This window comes from Fictibacillus sp. UD (assembly GCF_043558025.1).
Taxonomy (GTDB): domain Bacteria; phylum Bacillota; class Bacilli; order Bacillales; family Fictibacillaceae; genus Fictibacillus.
Genome location: NZ_JARUHH010000027.1, coordinates 1 through 14518 on the forward strand (window position 1 = coordinate 1; position 14518 = coordinate 14518).

Consider the following 14518-nt stretch of genomic DNA (forward strand, 5'->3'; position numbering starts at 1 on the left):
TTAAGTCCGATAGAATACAGGACTCAAGCCCAACAGGTTGCCTAATTATTCGTGTCTAACTTTTCGGGTTCAGATCAAAGCTACGAGGTGCTTTTTTACATGGACAGAAAGTATAATTTGTTAGCCGGTTCGAAAGCCCAGTTAATTATAAAGGCTAGGCAAGAGACCTGTTCTCTTATCTACCATCTTTTTTTCTTTCTGTGAAGTGAGGCTAGGATGATGGGTGCGAGAGCGGCTCCGCCAATCAATCCGAAGATGTGGCCCATAACATTAATCCGTGCGTTTAAAAAAGTAGTAACTAAGCTGATCCCAAGGACAACTAAAAGAATTTGCGTATTCGCTCGATCAATATACTGCCTGTGGTTATATAGCATATAAACATAAATACCGAACAGTCCAAAAATCGCTCCTGATGCACCAATATGAGCATATGAAAGCGGCAGAAGCAAAAGTGTAGCGATGTTTGCGATTAAACCAGCACCTACATACCCGATAATAAACCGTACCTTGCCTAAAATGCCTTCGAGTGCAGGGCCGAACAAAACAAGGGAAAACGAATTGAAGATTAAGTGACCAGCAGCTTCGTGTGTAATGATAGGTGTGAACAAGCGCCAGTACTCTCCAGCAGAGATGTAATAATTTGACCCGACCATAAAATGATACAAAGAGGTGCTAAAAGGGGTAAAATTAATAAGTAGAAAGACAATAATATGAGCGGCGATTAAGAAAGTTACGACTGGATAGCGCCTAGTAAAGGTTTGAAAGCTTTCATCTCTTATAAACATGTTAGATTATCACCCTTTTTAATATGAAGTGTTTACATACCGATTCGTCTTATTTCAGTTTACCATGTGCCAGGAATTAGGGCGAAAGATATAGCTGCAGAGGAGTATTTTATAATGATTGTTGGAACAGGTATCGATATGATTGAATTAAAAAGAATTAAGCGGGTTGTTTCTCATCAGCCGCGTTTTGCAGAGCGTGTATTAACACCGTTTGAACAAAAACGGTTTCAAACTTTAAATGGAAACAGAAGGTTTGAATTCTTGGCCGGCAGGTTTGCAGCTAAAGAGGCGATGGCAAAAGCACTTGGAGTGGGTATTGGTGCAGAACTTTCATGGCATGACATGGAGATTAAGTCGGACGAAAAGGGGAAACCGTTTTTGACATCCCCATATCCTTATTTATGCCACTTATCCATTTCTCATACGAAGGAACATGCAGTGGCACAAGTGATTTTAGAAAGCTCGTCAAGCTAGTCTGCATATTGTCCAGGGTTGTCTCATATATTGTAATGCGGTAGAAGGGGTAGTCCTTTGCAAGATGCAGAGTTAGTCCCCCTTCAATGTCGAAATTACTTTGGGACAAAGGGGATGGCAAAAAATGAAGAAAACACTGTCAATGATTTTGACGGCGTTCATGATCTTACTGGTTCTGTCAGCATGCGGTGAACAAAGCCAGAGTGATGTTCTGGATTCTTTGGAAGAGAGAATGGAATCCATGACAGGCTACAAAGCTGAAGCCAAGATGACGTTAAGCACAGGTGAAAAGCCACTAACGTACGATTTAGAGATTTGGCATAAAAAGCCGGATTTTTACCGTGTCAGCTTAAAAAATGCTGAAAAAGATCAAAGTCAGATGATTCTGCGCAACAAAGACGGAGTATTCGTGCTAACACCAGCTCTAAATAAAAGCTTCCGATTCCAAAGCGACTGGCCAGAAAACAATAGCCAAGTGTATTTGTTCCAATCACTTATTTCAGATATCCTAAACGACACGGACAGAGGATTTAAGTCGAAAGAAAAAAGCTATGTTTTTCATACAAAAACAAATTACCAAAACAAAAACTTGTATCAGCAAGAAATCACACTTAACAAAGAGCTAGATCCAAAACAGGTCCGCATCATGGACCAAGACCAAAAAGAGCTTGTGAGACTGGATTTCTCTAAAGTTCAGTTTAACGCTAAGTTTGATAAAAACTCTTTTGATATGGAATCCAATATGTCGAGCGCGCAGTTCGAGATCCCAACTTTTTCAGGTGCTGGAGAAGAATTTGAAGTGCTGTATCCGACTTACACAGCTAACTTAAACATCGTTAACGAGCGAGAAGTCGTTCAAGGTAAAGATGATTCTAAAGTGGTATTAAACTATGCTGATGCAGAAGAAAATAAATCTTTTACATTGATGCAGCAGAAAAATACGGCTGTGGAAACAGCATCGCGACTAACGATGTCAAGCGGTGAACCGGTTGATTTAGGGTTTACAGTAGGAGCGATGACAGACCAGTCGATCACTTGGAATTATAATGGTGTTGATTATTTCCTTGCTTCCAATAATTTAGGCCAAGAAGAGTTAATGGCTATTGCACGATCTGTTTATGGTGAGGCTATAAAATAATTCCCACATTAAATACACTGATAAAAAACAGGCTGGCGAAGAGGCTAGCCTGTTTTTGCTTTGTTGTGAGGGGTATATGAGGACATCAGTTTGAGCAAAAATTGTCGAGGTTTGTACACTCGTGGATATATGTCCAAAACTTTTGGATTGAGGAGCAAAACTCGTGGATAAACTCTTAAAACTTTTGGATTCCGCACATGAATTTTGAATTAATGCAGCTAAATACCCTATTAGGTATAAATGTTTTTAATGAAAAACCGCTTAAGATAACCTTCATATACTTACATAAAACGGCCTTTGAGGGTAAAATAGAAGGCAGCAAACAAGAATTAGCAGGGAGGCAATCATATGGATCAACATCATTTTTATCGAGATACGTGGGCAGAAATAGATTTGGATAAAATCAGCCGAAATGTAAAATCATTTAAGAAGCATCTCCCTGATCAAAAAATAATGGCTGTTGTTAAAGCAAACGGATATGGACATGGAGCTTATCAGATCGCACGAGAAGCGTTAGAGTCAGGAGCAGAATGGCTCGCTGTAGCGATGCTTGATGAAGCGTTAGCTTTAAGAAAACAAGGTATAACTGCACCGATTTTAGTTATGAACCGGGTCCGTCCCGAATATGTTAATCTTGCGGCAGAAAATGAGATCACTCTAACGGTCTTTCAGAAAGAATGGCTGGTTGAGGCAGAACCGTATTTAAAGGATACGAACCATCAGCCTTTGAATATTCATATTAAGATTGATACGGGTATGGGCCGTGTAGGAATATCTGATGAAAGCGAGCTTCATGAAATTTCTCATTATACGAATCGCTCTGCGAAATTTCATCTTGATGGTGTTTTTACACATTTTGCTACAGCAGATGAATGGGAATCCGATCTTTTTGAGGAACAAAGAAAGAAGTTCATTAAATATATAGACTTGCTTCAAGAGTGGGGAATGAAGCCAGCCCTGATTCATAGTGCGAATAGCGCTGCAGCTTTGCGAAAAGTAGAAGGTCCTTTTAATCTCGTTCGTCTTGGCATCAGCATGTATGGATTAGCACCTTCTGGAGAGTTAAAGAAAGACTTGCCGTTTTCATTAGAAGAAGCGTTTAGCCTTCACTCACAGCTCATTCATGTTAAAAAACTTATGCCTGGAGATACTGTAAGTTATGGAGCTACTTATACGGCAAAAGATGAAGAGTGGGTAGGCACCCTTCCGATCGGTTATGCTGACGGGTGGCAAAGAAGACTTTCACCGGGTGCATTTGTTCTAATTAAAGGCGAGCGTATGCCGATAATTGGCCGAATCTGCATGGATCAGTGCATAGTAAGGCTTCCAGAAAGAATGATTGTTGGTGAAGTTGCTACATTAATAGGCAGTCAAAAAGATGAGAGAATAGAGATTGATGAGGTAGCGGGGATAGCGAAAACAATAAATTATGAAATTCCGTGTCTCATTTCTGCTCGAGTGCCGAGAGTTTATGTGAAAAATGGTCGAATTACAGAAAATATGAATGTAATTCTAAATTTTTAGCAGAATATTAGAAGGACTATTAAAAATTTTGTAGAATAAATAACTTGAAATCGCTTTGCAAATGGAATATTGAAGTGATAAGATTATATGTGGTTAAAAGGAATTTGATCGTAGTATAGCTTTGCGCTGGAGGTGTATGTTGTGTCCGAATTGAACACAAAACGAATAGTGATTAGTCTTCCTCAGAAATTATTAAGTGAGGTTGATCGTGTCATTAAAAAAGAAAATTTGGACCGCAGCGAATTTATCCATCAAGCTACTGAGATGTTTCTTCGCGAGCGGAAGAATAAGCGTCAGTTTCGTGATGAGATGAGACAAGGTTACATGGAAATGGCTAAGATCAATCTAACGATTGCCTCAGAAGCATTTATGTTAGAGGAGGAAGCCGATCATACCTTGGACCGCTTAGTTAGCGGGGTGTAGTCCTTGATAGTCAAACGCGGAGACGTTTACTTTGCAGATCTTTCACCGGTAGTTGGTTCAGAACAAGGCGGAATTCGCCCTGTACTGATAATCCAGAACGATATCGGAAACCGTTTTAGCCCTACTGTAATAGTTGCTGCAATCACAGCCCAAATTCAGAAAGCAAAACTACCAACACACGTTGAAATAGATTCTAAAAAATACGGCTTTGAACGGGATTCAGTTATTTTGCTTGAACAGATCAGGACGATTGACAAGCAAAGATTAACAGATAAAATAACACAACTGGATGAAGACATGATGCGCAGGGTAGACGACGCATTGCAGATCAGCACAGGTCTGGTTGATTTTTAAATCTCATATCACAATTTAGGAAACTGTCTGACAGAATGTCTGGCGGTTTTTTATTTTATCTACTATTTTTTGCTTTCATTAATAAAGGTTTTTATAAAAGATTGTGGCTTTTGGTATATTTGTTCATTTTCTTCCATGACAAGTGGATTGGAGTGAAAGATGCGAGACTCCTGCGGGACAGGTGGGCAGGTGAGACACTTAAAAGTGAAACGTTAAGAATGTGGCTCACCGCCTGCACCAAGGAAAGCGAGCATCTGAAACGGAAATCAACTTTTTCAAAAGGAATAAAGATAACAAAAAACAACTGGAAAAAAATACATGTTTAACAATTGCCATCTTGGGTTATATATCCAAAGTTAGAAAAAGAGTAAACATTGCACAATATATACAGAAGTGAAATAATAGATATTGATACTAATTGTAGTGGGGGTGCAAGAAAAATTGGACAACTTGATTGTACAGATGGTCAATGAGAATCAAGAGACCCTAAAAAATAATTGGCTAAAAGAAGTCAACCTCTTTAAAGAAAAGGAACTAGCTGGGACTACACTTAAATTTAGTGATGAGACCGATCAGCAGTTTTTTAAAATGTTAATTAAACACATTAATTATCATGATATATCTAAAGATGGAACACTTGATGAGTTTTTTGATCAAGTGCTTCATACAGGCTTACCTTTGAGCTATATAACACAAGGACTTCAAGCTGCACGCCGTGTTATCGTCAACTTTTTAGTTCAGACAGATATGGACAAAGAAAAGCTTGCGTCCGTATATAGAGAAATCGACAGATGGTTAGATCCTATTCTTAACCAAGTGGTGGAAAATTCATCTCAAATTTGGGAAAGAACCGTTTCTATCCAAAAAACAGCATTATTAGAACTTTCCGCTCCGCTTATCCCGGTTTTCAACAACATTAGCGTCATGCCTCTGATTGGTTCCATTGATACGGAACGTGCAAAGCTGATCATGGAAAACCTTTTAAACGGAGTGATTAAATATCGCTCAGAAGTTGTGCTGATTGATATTACAGGTGTTCCAGTCGTGGATACGATGGTAGCCCATCATATTATTCAAGCGGCAGATGCTGTGCGTTTATTAGGATCAACATGTATCCTAGTAGGAATAAGACCTGAAATTGCACAGACTATTGTAAGCCTGGGTATTGATTTAAGTCTATTCCCTACGAAGAGTACTCTTCAAAAAGGCATGGAAAACGCACTGGAGATCACAAATCAGCAGTTAATTAGCAATAAATAGGGAGTGAGGGGAAAAAAATGAGGATTCCTATTTTAAAATTGCACGAATATTTATTGATCACCATTCAAGTAGAAATGGACGATCAAACAGCCCTTCAATTTCAAGAGGATTTGCTTAACAAGATTCATGATACAGGGGCAAAGGGAGTTGTTATTGACTTAACGTCAGTAGACATGATTGACTCCTTTATTGCAAAAGTTCTTGGAGATGTGGTGAGGATGTCAAAGTTAATGGGAGCTCAAGTTGTATTGACAGGAATACAGCCCGCAGTTGCTATTACTTTAATTGACCTTGGAATTTCAATGAGGGAAGTTTCGACAGCACTTGACTTAGAACAGGGGCTTGATAAATTGCGTCTGGAACTGGAGGGATGATTATGGACATCCAATCCTGTGTTGAAGTACGCAATGAGTGGGACATCGTAAGTGCCCGTCAACTTGGAAGAAACATGGCTAAAGAGCTTGGTTTCGGAAATGTTGATCAAGCCAGAATCACAACAGCGATTTCCGAACTCGCACGTAATATTTATTTATATGCCGGTCGAGGAAAGATTTGCATCGAACCGATCAATCAATTAGGAAAAAAAGGACTGCGAATCGTAGCCTTAGATAATGGTCCTGGAATCCGAGAAATCCGAAAAGTTATGGAAGATGGCTATACGACTTCCGGCGGATTAGGAGCTGGATTGCCAGGCGTGAAGCGTTTAATGGATGAATTCTCGATAGAGTCCACGGTTGACGTGGGAACGGAGATATCTGCTACTAAATGGCTTCGTTAGGAGGAGAGCTCTTGACTGCAAAGGACGCACTAACTGAACGTTACCAAGATTTATTATCAGTCTATCTAAAAGCCAAAACCGAGACGACACTCTATAAAGCCCAGCAATTTAGCAGGAAACTGCTGGAGCAGCAGATATCACCCGAGGATTTAGTGAGCTTACACATTCAAGTAATGGATGAGCTTTTCCCGGATATGTCGGAAGAGATGAGAGACTCTTTTGACTTTCTGCTTGAATCTATGATTGGCTATGGCTTCGCTTACCGCGAACATCAAAGTTTGCGGGATAAACAGCAACAGTTGGAATCTGAAATTGAAGTTGCCGCAAGCATGCAGCAAACATTGCTGCTTAGCGATGTACCTGAATTTGACGAGTTGGACATTGGGGTTGTAAGTGTTCCGGCTAAAAAAATGAATGGTGATTATTATAATTTTGTTAAAAGCGGCAACAGTCTCAGTGTCGCTGTAGCTGACATCATTGGCAAAGGCATACCCGCTGCACTCTGTATGTCTATGATTAAATACGCGATGGACAGCTTGCCTGAAGAACAGATGAAACCTCATCTTCTACTGGAAAATTTAAACCGTGTTGTTGAACAAAATGTTCATAGCAACATGTTTATTACGATGTTTCATGGTGTATATGAACCGGAAAGTCATAAGTTCTACTATGCCGGTGCCGGTCATGAACCAGGATTTATTTACAATGCAAAAGAAGATAAGTTTCATGATCTTATTGCTAAAGGCCTTGTTCTCGGGGTTTCTCGCACAACAACCTATCATCCGTATGAAAAGGAGATAGAAGTTGGAGATATGGTCATCCTGCTTTCAGATGGAGTGACCGAGTGCAGGACGAGTAAAGGGTTTATTGAAAGAGAAGAAATTGTTTCTCTCATTCGTAAATATATGGATCTACCCTCTCAAAAAATTGTTGAGAATGTATTTCAGGAGTTGGATCGACTTCAAGGATTCGAGCTCAGAGATGATTTTACTTTAATTATTTTAAAAAGACTGGTTTAAACAGTATTCAATTAGGGTAAAGGTACCGTATGGTTCCATACAAAGCTTGGGGGGAAAAACAATGAATTTACAAATTAATCAAGGCCAAATAAATGAAACATATGAATTAAAACTTACCGGGGAAGTAGACGCATATACGGCTCCGAAACTTAAAGAAGTTATGCTTCCTTTAACTGAAATAGAAGGAAACGTCGTAATCGTAGACCTTTCTGGTATTGAATATATGGACAGCACAGGATTGGGTATTTTTGTAGGAGCTTTAAAGTCCTCTAAAGCCAACAACAGCTCATTAAAGCTTAGAGGCATGACGGAACGTGTAAAACGTATCTTTGAAATTACCGGTTTAACTGAGGTAATGGACATCGAAAGCGGAGTAAAGGGGGAGGCGCTATGAGAACAGCGTCCGACTATATTGAAATGAACGTTCCGGCAAAGCCGGATTATGTGGGAGTAGTCAGATTAACGATTTCTGGTCTGGCAAACCGCATGGGTTTTGCGTTTGATGAAATTGAAGATATTAAAATTGCAGTTTCAGAAGCCGTAACGAATGTTGTAAATCATGCTTACACTGAAGGAGATCATGGCCAAGTTCGCATTGGCTGCAATATACATGATGACCGTATGGAAATTACGGTTGTCGATCAAGGAAAAAGTTTCGACGTTGAATCTATCTCAAAAGATCTTGGCCCTGTAGATGGTAAATCAGTTGATCAACTGCATGAGGGAGGTTTAGGCCTCTTTCTGATAGATACACTAATGGACAAGGTAGAAATAAGCAGTGAAGCCGGTGTCGTTGTAATGATGACAAAGTATCTTCACAGAGATGAGGTGGAGGAACATGTCGACAGAATCTCACCAGCGCCTTCACAGTAAAGAACAGGTCTACGCATGGATTGATGAACTGCAGCAAGATCCTAGAAATGAAGAAATTCAAACAAATCTTGTATTGCAGTACCAAGACTTAGTACATTCTCTTGCACGAAAGTTTTCTAAAGGGAAAAGCATCCATGACGATTTAGTTCAAGTCGGCATGATTGGTTTGCTTGCAGCTTTTAGAAGATACGACAAAACGTTTGGCAGATCTTTTGAATCATTTGCCGTTCCAACAATTGTTGGGGAAATTAAACGTTTTATTCGTGATAAAACATGGAGTGTGCATGTACCGCGTCGTATTAAAGAATTAGGTCCGAGAATCAAGAAAGCCGTTGAAGAACTAACGACTCGCTTGCAAAGATCACCTAAGATCTTTGAGATCGCTGAGTTCCTGGAAGTTTCAGAGGAAGAAGTTCTAGAGACGATGGAAATGGGTAAAAGTTATCAAGCTCTATCCGTGGATAGCTCTATTGAAGCGGATCAGGAGGGAAGTACGGTTACACTTCTCGACTTAGTGGGATCCAACGATGATGGTTTTGATCAAATCGATAAAAGGCTGCTTTTGCAGAAAGCATTTGCTGTTCTTTCTGAACGTGAACGTGAAATCTTACAGTGTACGTATTTTGAGAACCTAAGCCAAAAGGAAACGGGAGAACGTTTAGACATATCCCAGATGCATGTTTCTCGACTGCAAAGAAGAGCATTAGAAAAGTTAAAAGAAGCGTTGCGAGTATCGCCTTCGGAGGCACTTAGATGATCGAACACTATCAATTTAGCAGAGCATCTGTTTCCTCTTATCAGAAACCTAAAAAGGGAAATGATCTTTGCGGAGATAGTTTTTACGTGAAAGAAACGGAAGATTATTTGATTTGCGCCGTTGCAGATGGTTTAGGGAGCGGCAAAATGGCAAAAGAGGCTTCAGGAGCTGCTACTGACATTATTGATCAGCATCATCATGAATCAGCGGAACAGCTGATGCATCTTTGCAATGAGGGGTTAAGACATACTCGTGGTGCTGTAATCGCAATTGTTAAAGTCGATTATAAAAATCACACAGCCACTTATTCAGGTGTAGGTAACATCCGTTTTATGATCTCTGCTGAAAGACAAAGAGCCATACACCCTTTAACGAAAGCGGGTTTTCTTGTAGGAAAGCCTGAACGATTTAAAGTACAGGACTTCAAGTTTGAAAAAGAGTTAACGTTAATGCTTTATTCCGATGGTATGGATATTCATACTCAAAGCCGTTCACTGTTAACGAAAATGATCTCTCCGAAAGAGTCCGTCATTTATATCAGTGGATTGCCTCAGGATATTAACGATGATGCTACATGCATCGTAGGACAAATAAATATTAGTTAGCTAAACATCATCCTTATCAAGATTTTAGGATGGTGTTTTTTGTTTGTTGATCTTCTTAGGGTTATTTTTAAAGGCTGTGCATTAAAAGATTGTTGCTTTTCATTTTTTTATTGTCTCCTTTGATCAGTTGGTTGTAGTGGAAGGTGTGAGACTCCTGCGGGACAGGCGGGCAGGTGAGACACTTAAGAGTGAAACGTACGAATGTGGCTCACCGCCTGCCCCGCGGAAAGCGAGCACCTTAAACGGAAATCAACTACTTTCAAAAGCATCAATGTAATTACAAAACAACTTTCCCTTTTTTTACGGCGCACCTGTATTGGTTTATAATAGTACTAATTGATTGAAAAAGGAGTGTTCTTATTGGGACAACCTATTAGTGAACAAGCATTGAGAACAATGGAACAAGAATTAAGTGTAAAGGGCAAACAAATTAATCAAGTTATTGCTCTTTTAGAAGAAGGGAATACAGTTCCATTCATCGCACGATACCGAAAAGAATTAACAGGCGGTCTGGATGAAGTACAGATTAAAGACATCATGGATCGATGGACGTATTTGCAAAACTTAGCGACTCGAAAAGAAGAAATTATTCGTCTTATCGATGAACAAGGAAAACTTACTGAAGAATTAACAGCCGCCATTTCGAAAGCTCAAAAGCTTCAGGATCTAGAAGATATTTACCGTCCTTATAAACAAAAAAGAAGAACTAAGGCAACGATAGCCAAAGAAAAAGGACTGGAACCACTAGCGCATTGGCTGTTGGAACAAAACAATGATGATCCACTAACAAAAGCTGCAGCATACATAAACGAAGAAAAAGAAGTGCTTTCAGCTGAGGATGCTTTAACAGGTGCAAAAGATATCATTGCTGAAATGCTGTCTGATGATGCAGATATGCGAAAGTGGATCCGCGAAGATACATTTTCAAAAGGTGAAATCAAAACGGACGGTAAAAATACCGAAAATGATGAGAAAAAAGTATTTGAAATGTACTACGAATACCAAGAACCGATCCGAAAAATCGTTCCACATCGCGTTTTGGCGGTTAACCGAGGCGAGAAAGAAAATATTTTGAGAGTAAGTATCGTAACTCCATCAGAATTGATTCTTTCTAAAATGGAGAGAAAAACAATCAAGCGTTCCAGTTCGCCAACTGCAGTTTATATCCGTGAAGCGATGGAAGACGCATATAAGCGGTTGATTGCTCCTTCCATTGAACGTGAAATCCGGACCGCGCTTACTGAACAAGCTGAGGAACGCGCGATTCATATTTTTTCTGAAAATGTGAGAAGCCTTTTGCTGCAAGCTCCGCTGAAGGGGAAGGTAGTTCTTGGCGTCGATCCTGCATATCGAACAGGATGCAAACTAGGTGTAGTAGATGAAACGGGAAAAGTCCTGCACATTCAAACCATTTATCCTACACCGCCGCGGTCAGAGGTTGAAAAATCTGCTGCCGTTGTGAAAAAGTTGATCGAACAATACGATATTGAAATTGCTGCGATTGGAAATGGTACAGCATCACGTGAAACAGAACAGTTTATTGCTGAAACACTTAAAGACCTAGAGAAGTCAGTGGCCTACGTAATTGTAAACGAAGCGGGTGCGAGTGTTTATTCGGCATCAAGTGTAGCGCGTGAAGAATTCCCTGACCTTCAAGTTGAGGAAAGAAGCGCTGTATCTATTGCACGAAGACTTCAAGATCCGTTAGCTGAACTTGTAAAGATCGACCCTAAGTCAATTGGGGTTGGTCAGTATCAGCATGATGTTTCCCAAAAAAGACTAGGGGAAGAAATCTCATTTGTGGTTGAGACTGCCGTTAACCAAGTAGGTGTTAACGTAAACACAGCATCTTCTTCATTGCTTCAATATGTTTCAGGTTTGTCCAAAACAGTCGCACAGAACATTATCTTAAAACGGAATGAAGTCGGGAAATTCAAAAACAGAACAGAACTTAAGAAGATTCCGCGCCTCGGTGCGAAAACGTATGAGCAATGTATTGGGTTTCTGCGAGTGGTTGATGGGAATCAGCCGCTTGATCAAACGGGTATACACCCAGAAAGCTATCCAGCGACTAAATCATTATTAAAGGAACTTGGTTTTACCCCGGCTGATATTGGATCAGAAGCTCTGGCGGAAAAATTAAATTCCCTATCACTAGATGAGACATCTGAAAAACTGGATATTGGTGTACCAACTTTAAAAGATATTATCGAAGGTCTCACTAAACCAGGAAGAGATCCACGTGATGCTTTTTCGGGACCAGTGCTTAAAACAGATGTTCTTAAGATGGAAGACTTATCACAAGGGATGGAACTGCAAGGTACCGTTCGTAACGTCGTTGATTTTGGAGCGTTTGTAGATATCGGTGTTAAACAAGATGGGCTTGTGCACATCTCTAAGTTAACCAATCGTTTTATTAAGAACCCAATGGATGTTGTAAGTGTAGGACAAGTTGTAACCGTATGGGTAGATTCTGTAGATGTAGCTAAACAACGAATCGCCTTAACGATGATTGCTCCTAAATAAGACAACGTGTGGAAAAGCAACAACAAGATAAAGCACTTCTCCAGTAAATTACTCTTCACTGGAGGAGTGTTTTTTGTTATAAAAGAACCAGCACTGATTAAGTAAGCGGATTTGGTAACGATCTTTTTGGTAATAAGCACGACGGAGCTGTCTTTTAAACCATGTTGGCATATAGAGAACCTCCTTGAACTTCCCAATCCGTTATTTGTGTATTAGTCTATGTATAGTAGCTTGTTGGTGTGAACTTGAAATATAAGGAGCTTGACCATGACTGACGCGGAATTACAAAAACTTACCGAAGAAATCTCCCTTCAGTTCTTCGATAAACCGTTTCGCCACAGAGCCAGATTTAATAAAAGGCTGCGAACAACAGGAGGACGATATCTTCTAAGAACTCATGACATAGAAATGAACCCGCATCTTTACGAGGCATTCGGCATGGAAGAATTGATCGGGGTTATTAAACATGAGCTCGTGCACTACCATATGCATATAGAAGGCAAGGGATATAAACATAGTGATTACGATTTTAAGTATTGGCTGAATAGAGTAGGCGGCTCTCGCTTCTGTCAGTCCATCCCTGAAAAAAGAAGAGCAGAGAGTTATAAATATCAATATATATGCGCAGACTGTATGCAGTCTTATAAAAGAAAGAGAAGAATTGATACGAAAAAGTATGTATGCGGAAAGTGCCGCGGAAAATTAAAACAGGTTTCTTTAAAATAGAGTATTGACTTCGATTATAGGTATGTGGTAATTTAATTAAGTCGCTGTTAGACATACCTTTTACATAGCTTTCTTAACAAGGTCGTTAAGGTAGCTAAAGCGATAAATGCTCAGAAAAAAACTTCTAAAACAGGTTGACATCTGACGCTGAAACAATTATGATATTAATTGTCCTTAAAAGACATTCCACAGTAGCTCAGTGGTAGAGCTATCGGCTGTTAACCGATCGGTCGTAGGTTCGAGTCCTACCTGTGGAGCCATACAGAGAAGTACCCAAGTGGCTCAAGGGGCTCCCCTGCTAAGGGAGTAGATCGCTAACGCGGTGCGAGGGTTCGAATCCCTTCTTCTCTGCCATGTGGCCCGTTGGTCAAGCGGTTAAGACACCGCCCTTTCACGGCGGTAACACGGGTTCGAATCCCGTACGGGTCACCACTTTATAACATAATAAAGTATACCTATAGATAGATGGACTCGTGGTGTAGTGGTTAACATGCCTGCCTGTCACGCAGGAGATCGCCGGTTCGACCCCGGTCGGGTCCGCCATTTTTTCTAAGGTGTTGGGCTATAGCCAAGCGGTAAGGCATCGCACTTTGACTGCGACATGCGTTGGTTCGAATCCAGCTAGCCCAGCCATTTTTTCTTTTTAAGATAAGTGTTTAAAATATAAACACTAAACCTTATTAACAATAAGAGCCATTAGCTCAGTCGGTAGAGCATCTGACTTTTAATCAGAGGGTCGAAGGTTCGAGTCCTTCATGGCTCACCATTTTCAAATTAATATGCGGGTGTGGCGGAATTGGCAGACGCGCTAGACTTAGGATCTAGTGTCTTTGACGTGGGGGTTCGAGTCCCTTCACCCGCACCATATTAATTTCTCAAATAAGTTGCAGTGCTCATGCGCTGGCATCTAGCCGCGCGGTCGTGGCGGAATGGCAGACGCGCTAGCTTGAGGGGCTAGTGGGGGTATCCCCGTGGAGGTTCGAGTCCTCTCGACCGCACCAACTTTTACAAATAACATATAATGCATTAAAATAGGCGCCCTTAGCTCAGCTGGATAGAGTGTTTGACTACGAATCAAAAGGTCGGGAGTTCGAATCTCTCAGGGCGCGCCATATGTCGGGAAGTGGCTCAGCTTGGTAGAGCACCTGGTTTGGGACCAGGGGGTCGCAGGTTCAAATCCTGTCTTCCCGACCATTCTTTATGCGGGTGTAGTTTAGTGGTAAAACAAGAGCCTTCCAAGCTCTGGTCGTGAGTTCGATTCTCATCACCCGCTCCA

At 40.6% G+C, this 14518-nt stretch carries 17 protein-coding genes and 11 tRNA genes; 26 read left to right on the top strand and 2 right to left on the bottom strand.

All coding sequences use genetic code 11. From position 1 onward, the window contains the following. Positions 1 to 179: 179 nt before the first annotated feature. Complete coding sequence (locus tag P8610_RS20140; protein ID WP_394605950.1) at positions 180 to 785, bottom strand: rhomboid family intramembrane serine protease; 606 nt, start codon at positions 783 to 785, stop codon at positions 180 to 182. Positions 786 to 899: 114 nt separating this feature from the next. Here P8610_RS20140 and acpS point away from each other — a divergent pair, with 114 nt between their 5' ends. From acpS to P8610_RS20210, 14 genes are all read left to right on the top strand, one after another. Then, a complete protein-coding gene (gene acpS / locus P8610_RS20145) occupies positions 900 to 1259 on the top strand; it encodes a holo-ACP synthase (protein WP_394605951.1) in 360 nt (119 codons plus the stop codon). A gap of 124 nt (positions 1260 to 1383) precedes the next feature. Next, a complete protein-coding gene (locus tag P8610_RS20150; protein WP_394605952.1) occupies positions 1384 to 2397 on the top strand; it encodes a LolA family protein in 1014 nt (337 codons plus the stop codon). 348 nt (positions 2398 to 2745) lie between these two features. Continuing rightward, positions 2746 to 3921: an alanine racemase gene (alr, locus tag P8610_RS20155; RefSeq protein ID WP_394605953.1), complete on the top strand. Its 1176-nt coding sequence runs from the start codon at positions 2746 to 2748 to the stop codon at positions 3919 to 3921. 141 nt (positions 3922 to 4062) lie between these two features. Then, on the top strand, positions 4063 to 4344 hold the full coding sequence (locus tag P8610_RS20160) for a CopG family ribbon-helix-helix protein (protein WP_066239448.1): 282 nt from the start codon (positions 4063 to 4065) through the stop codon (positions 4342 to 4344). Positions 4345 to 4347: 3 nt separating this feature from the next. Beyond that, positions 4348 to 4698 carry a type II toxin-antitoxin system PemK/MazF family toxin gene (locus P8610_RS20165; protein WP_066239453.1) on the top strand — a complete coding sequence of 117 codons (351 nt, stop codon included), beginning with the start codon at positions 4348 to 4350 and terminating at the stop codon, positions 4696 to 4698. A gap of 441 nt (positions 4699 to 5139) precedes the next feature. Then, on the top strand, positions 5140 to 5958 hold the full coding sequence (locus P8610_RS20170) for an STAS domain-containing protein (protein ID WP_289497433.1): 819 nt from the start codon (positions 5140 to 5142) through the stop codon (positions 5956 to 5958). Positions 5959 to 5975: 17 nt separating this feature from the next. After that, positions 5976 to 6332, top strand: a complete 357-nt coding sequence (locus P8610_RS20175; protein ID WP_066239455.1) for an STAS domain-containing protein — start codon at positions 5976 to 5978, stop codon at positions 6330 to 6332. Positions 6333 to 6334: 2 nt separating this feature from the next. After that, positions 6335 to 6736, top strand: coding sequence for an anti-sigma regulatory factor (locus tag P8610_RS20180; RefSeq protein ID WP_066239458.1), 402 nt, complete (start codon positions 6335 to 6337; stop codon positions 6734 to 6736). 11 nt (positions 6737 to 6747) lie between these two features. Continuing rightward, entirely contained in the window at positions 6748 to 7755 is a 1008-nt protein-coding gene (locus P8610_RS20185) for a PP2C family protein-serine/threonine phosphatase (protein WP_289497431.1), read from the top strand. A gap of 61 nt (positions 7756 to 7816) precedes the next feature. Then, positions 7817 to 8149: an STAS domain-containing protein gene (locus P8610_RS20190; protein WP_394605954.1), complete on the top strand. Its 333-nt coding sequence runs from the start codon at positions 7817 to 7819 to the stop codon at positions 8147 to 8149. Beyond that, positions 8146 to 8628 carry an anti-sigma B factor RsbW gene (gene rsbW / locus P8610_RS20195; protein ID WP_289497428.1) on the top strand — a complete coding sequence of 161 codons (483 nt, stop codon included), beginning with the start codon at positions 8146 to 8148 and terminating at the stop codon, positions 8626 to 8628. Before P8610_RS20190 ends, rsbW begins: the two co-directional genes overlap by 4 nt. Next, positions 8594 to 9385 (top strand): RNA polymerase sigma factor SigB, encoded by a 792-nt coding sequence (gene sigB, locus P8610_RS20200; RefSeq protein WP_394605955.1) that lies wholly within the window; start codon positions 8594 to 8596, stop codon positions 9383 to 9385. Before rsbW ends, sigB begins: the two co-directional genes overlap by 35 nt. Beyond that, entirely contained in the window at positions 9382 to 9990 is a 609-nt protein-coding gene (locus P8610_RS20205; RefSeq protein ID WP_394605956.1) for a PP2C family serine/threonine-protein phosphatase, read from the top strand. The genes sigB and P8610_RS20205 overlap by 4 nt, the downstream gene beginning before the upstream one ends. Positions 9991 to 10386: 396 nt before the next feature. Beyond that, on the top strand, positions 10387 to 12516 hold the full coding sequence (locus tag P8610_RS20210; protein WP_394605958.1) for a Tex family protein: 2130 nt from the start codon (positions 10387 to 10389) through the stop codon (positions 12514 to 12516). Positions 12517 to 12564: 48 nt separating this feature from the next. Here the strand turns inward: P8610_RS20210 and cmpA are convergent, their stop codons facing one another. Then, entirely contained in the window at positions 12565 to 12687 is a 123-nt protein-coding gene (gene cmpA, locus P8610_RS20215) for a cortex morphogenetic protein CmpA (protein WP_137792088.1), read from the bottom strand. Between the two features lie 96 nt (positions 12688 to 12783). Between cmpA and P8610_RS20220 the strand changes: the two genes are divergently transcribed. The 12 genes from P8610_RS20220 (at position 12784) to P8610_RS20275 (ending at position 14518) form a co-directional block, all read left to right on the top strand. Next, positions 12784 to 13242, top strand: coding sequence for a SprT family protein (locus P8610_RS20220; protein ID WP_394605957.1), 459 nt, complete (start codon positions 12784 to 12786; stop codon positions 13240 to 13242). 185 nt (positions 13243 to 13427) lie between these two features. Continuing rightward, positions 13428 to 13502 (top strand) — tRNA-Asn (locus P8610_RS20225). A gap of 3 nt (positions 13503 to 13505) precedes the next feature. Then, a tRNA-Ser gene (locus P8610_RS20230) sits at positions 13506 to 13596 on the top strand. Between the two features lie 3 nt (positions 13597 to 13599). Beyond that, positions 13600 to 13674: transfer RNA gene (locus P8610_RS20235), tRNA-Glu, on the top strand. 35 nt (positions 13675 to 13709) lie between these two features. Next, positions 13710 to 13785: transfer RNA gene (locus P8610_RS20240), tRNA-Asp, on the top strand. Positions 13786 to 13800: 15 nt separating this feature from the next. Beyond that, a tRNA-Gln gene (locus tag P8610_RS20245) sits at positions 13801 to 13875 on the top strand. Between the two features lie 57 nt (positions 13876 to 13932). Further along, a tRNA-Lys gene (locus P8610_RS20250) sits at positions 13933 to 14008 on the top strand. 15 nt (positions 14009 to 14023) lie between these two features. Next, positions 14024 to 14107: transfer RNA gene (locus P8610_RS20255), tRNA-Leu, on the top strand. A 50-nt stretch (positions 14108 to 14157) separates the two neighbouring features. Then, positions 14158 to 14243: transfer RNA gene (locus P8610_RS20260), tRNA-Leu, on the top strand. A gap of 34 nt (positions 14244 to 14277) precedes the next feature. Further along, positions 14278 to 14354 (top strand) — tRNA-Arg (locus P8610_RS20265). 5 nt (positions 14355 to 14359) lie between these two features. Continuing rightward, positions 14360 to 14436 (top strand) — tRNA-Pro (locus tag P8610_RS20270). Between the two features lie 8 nt (positions 14437 to 14444). Then, positions 14445 to 14518: transfer RNA gene (locus P8610_RS20275), tRNA-Gly, on the top strand.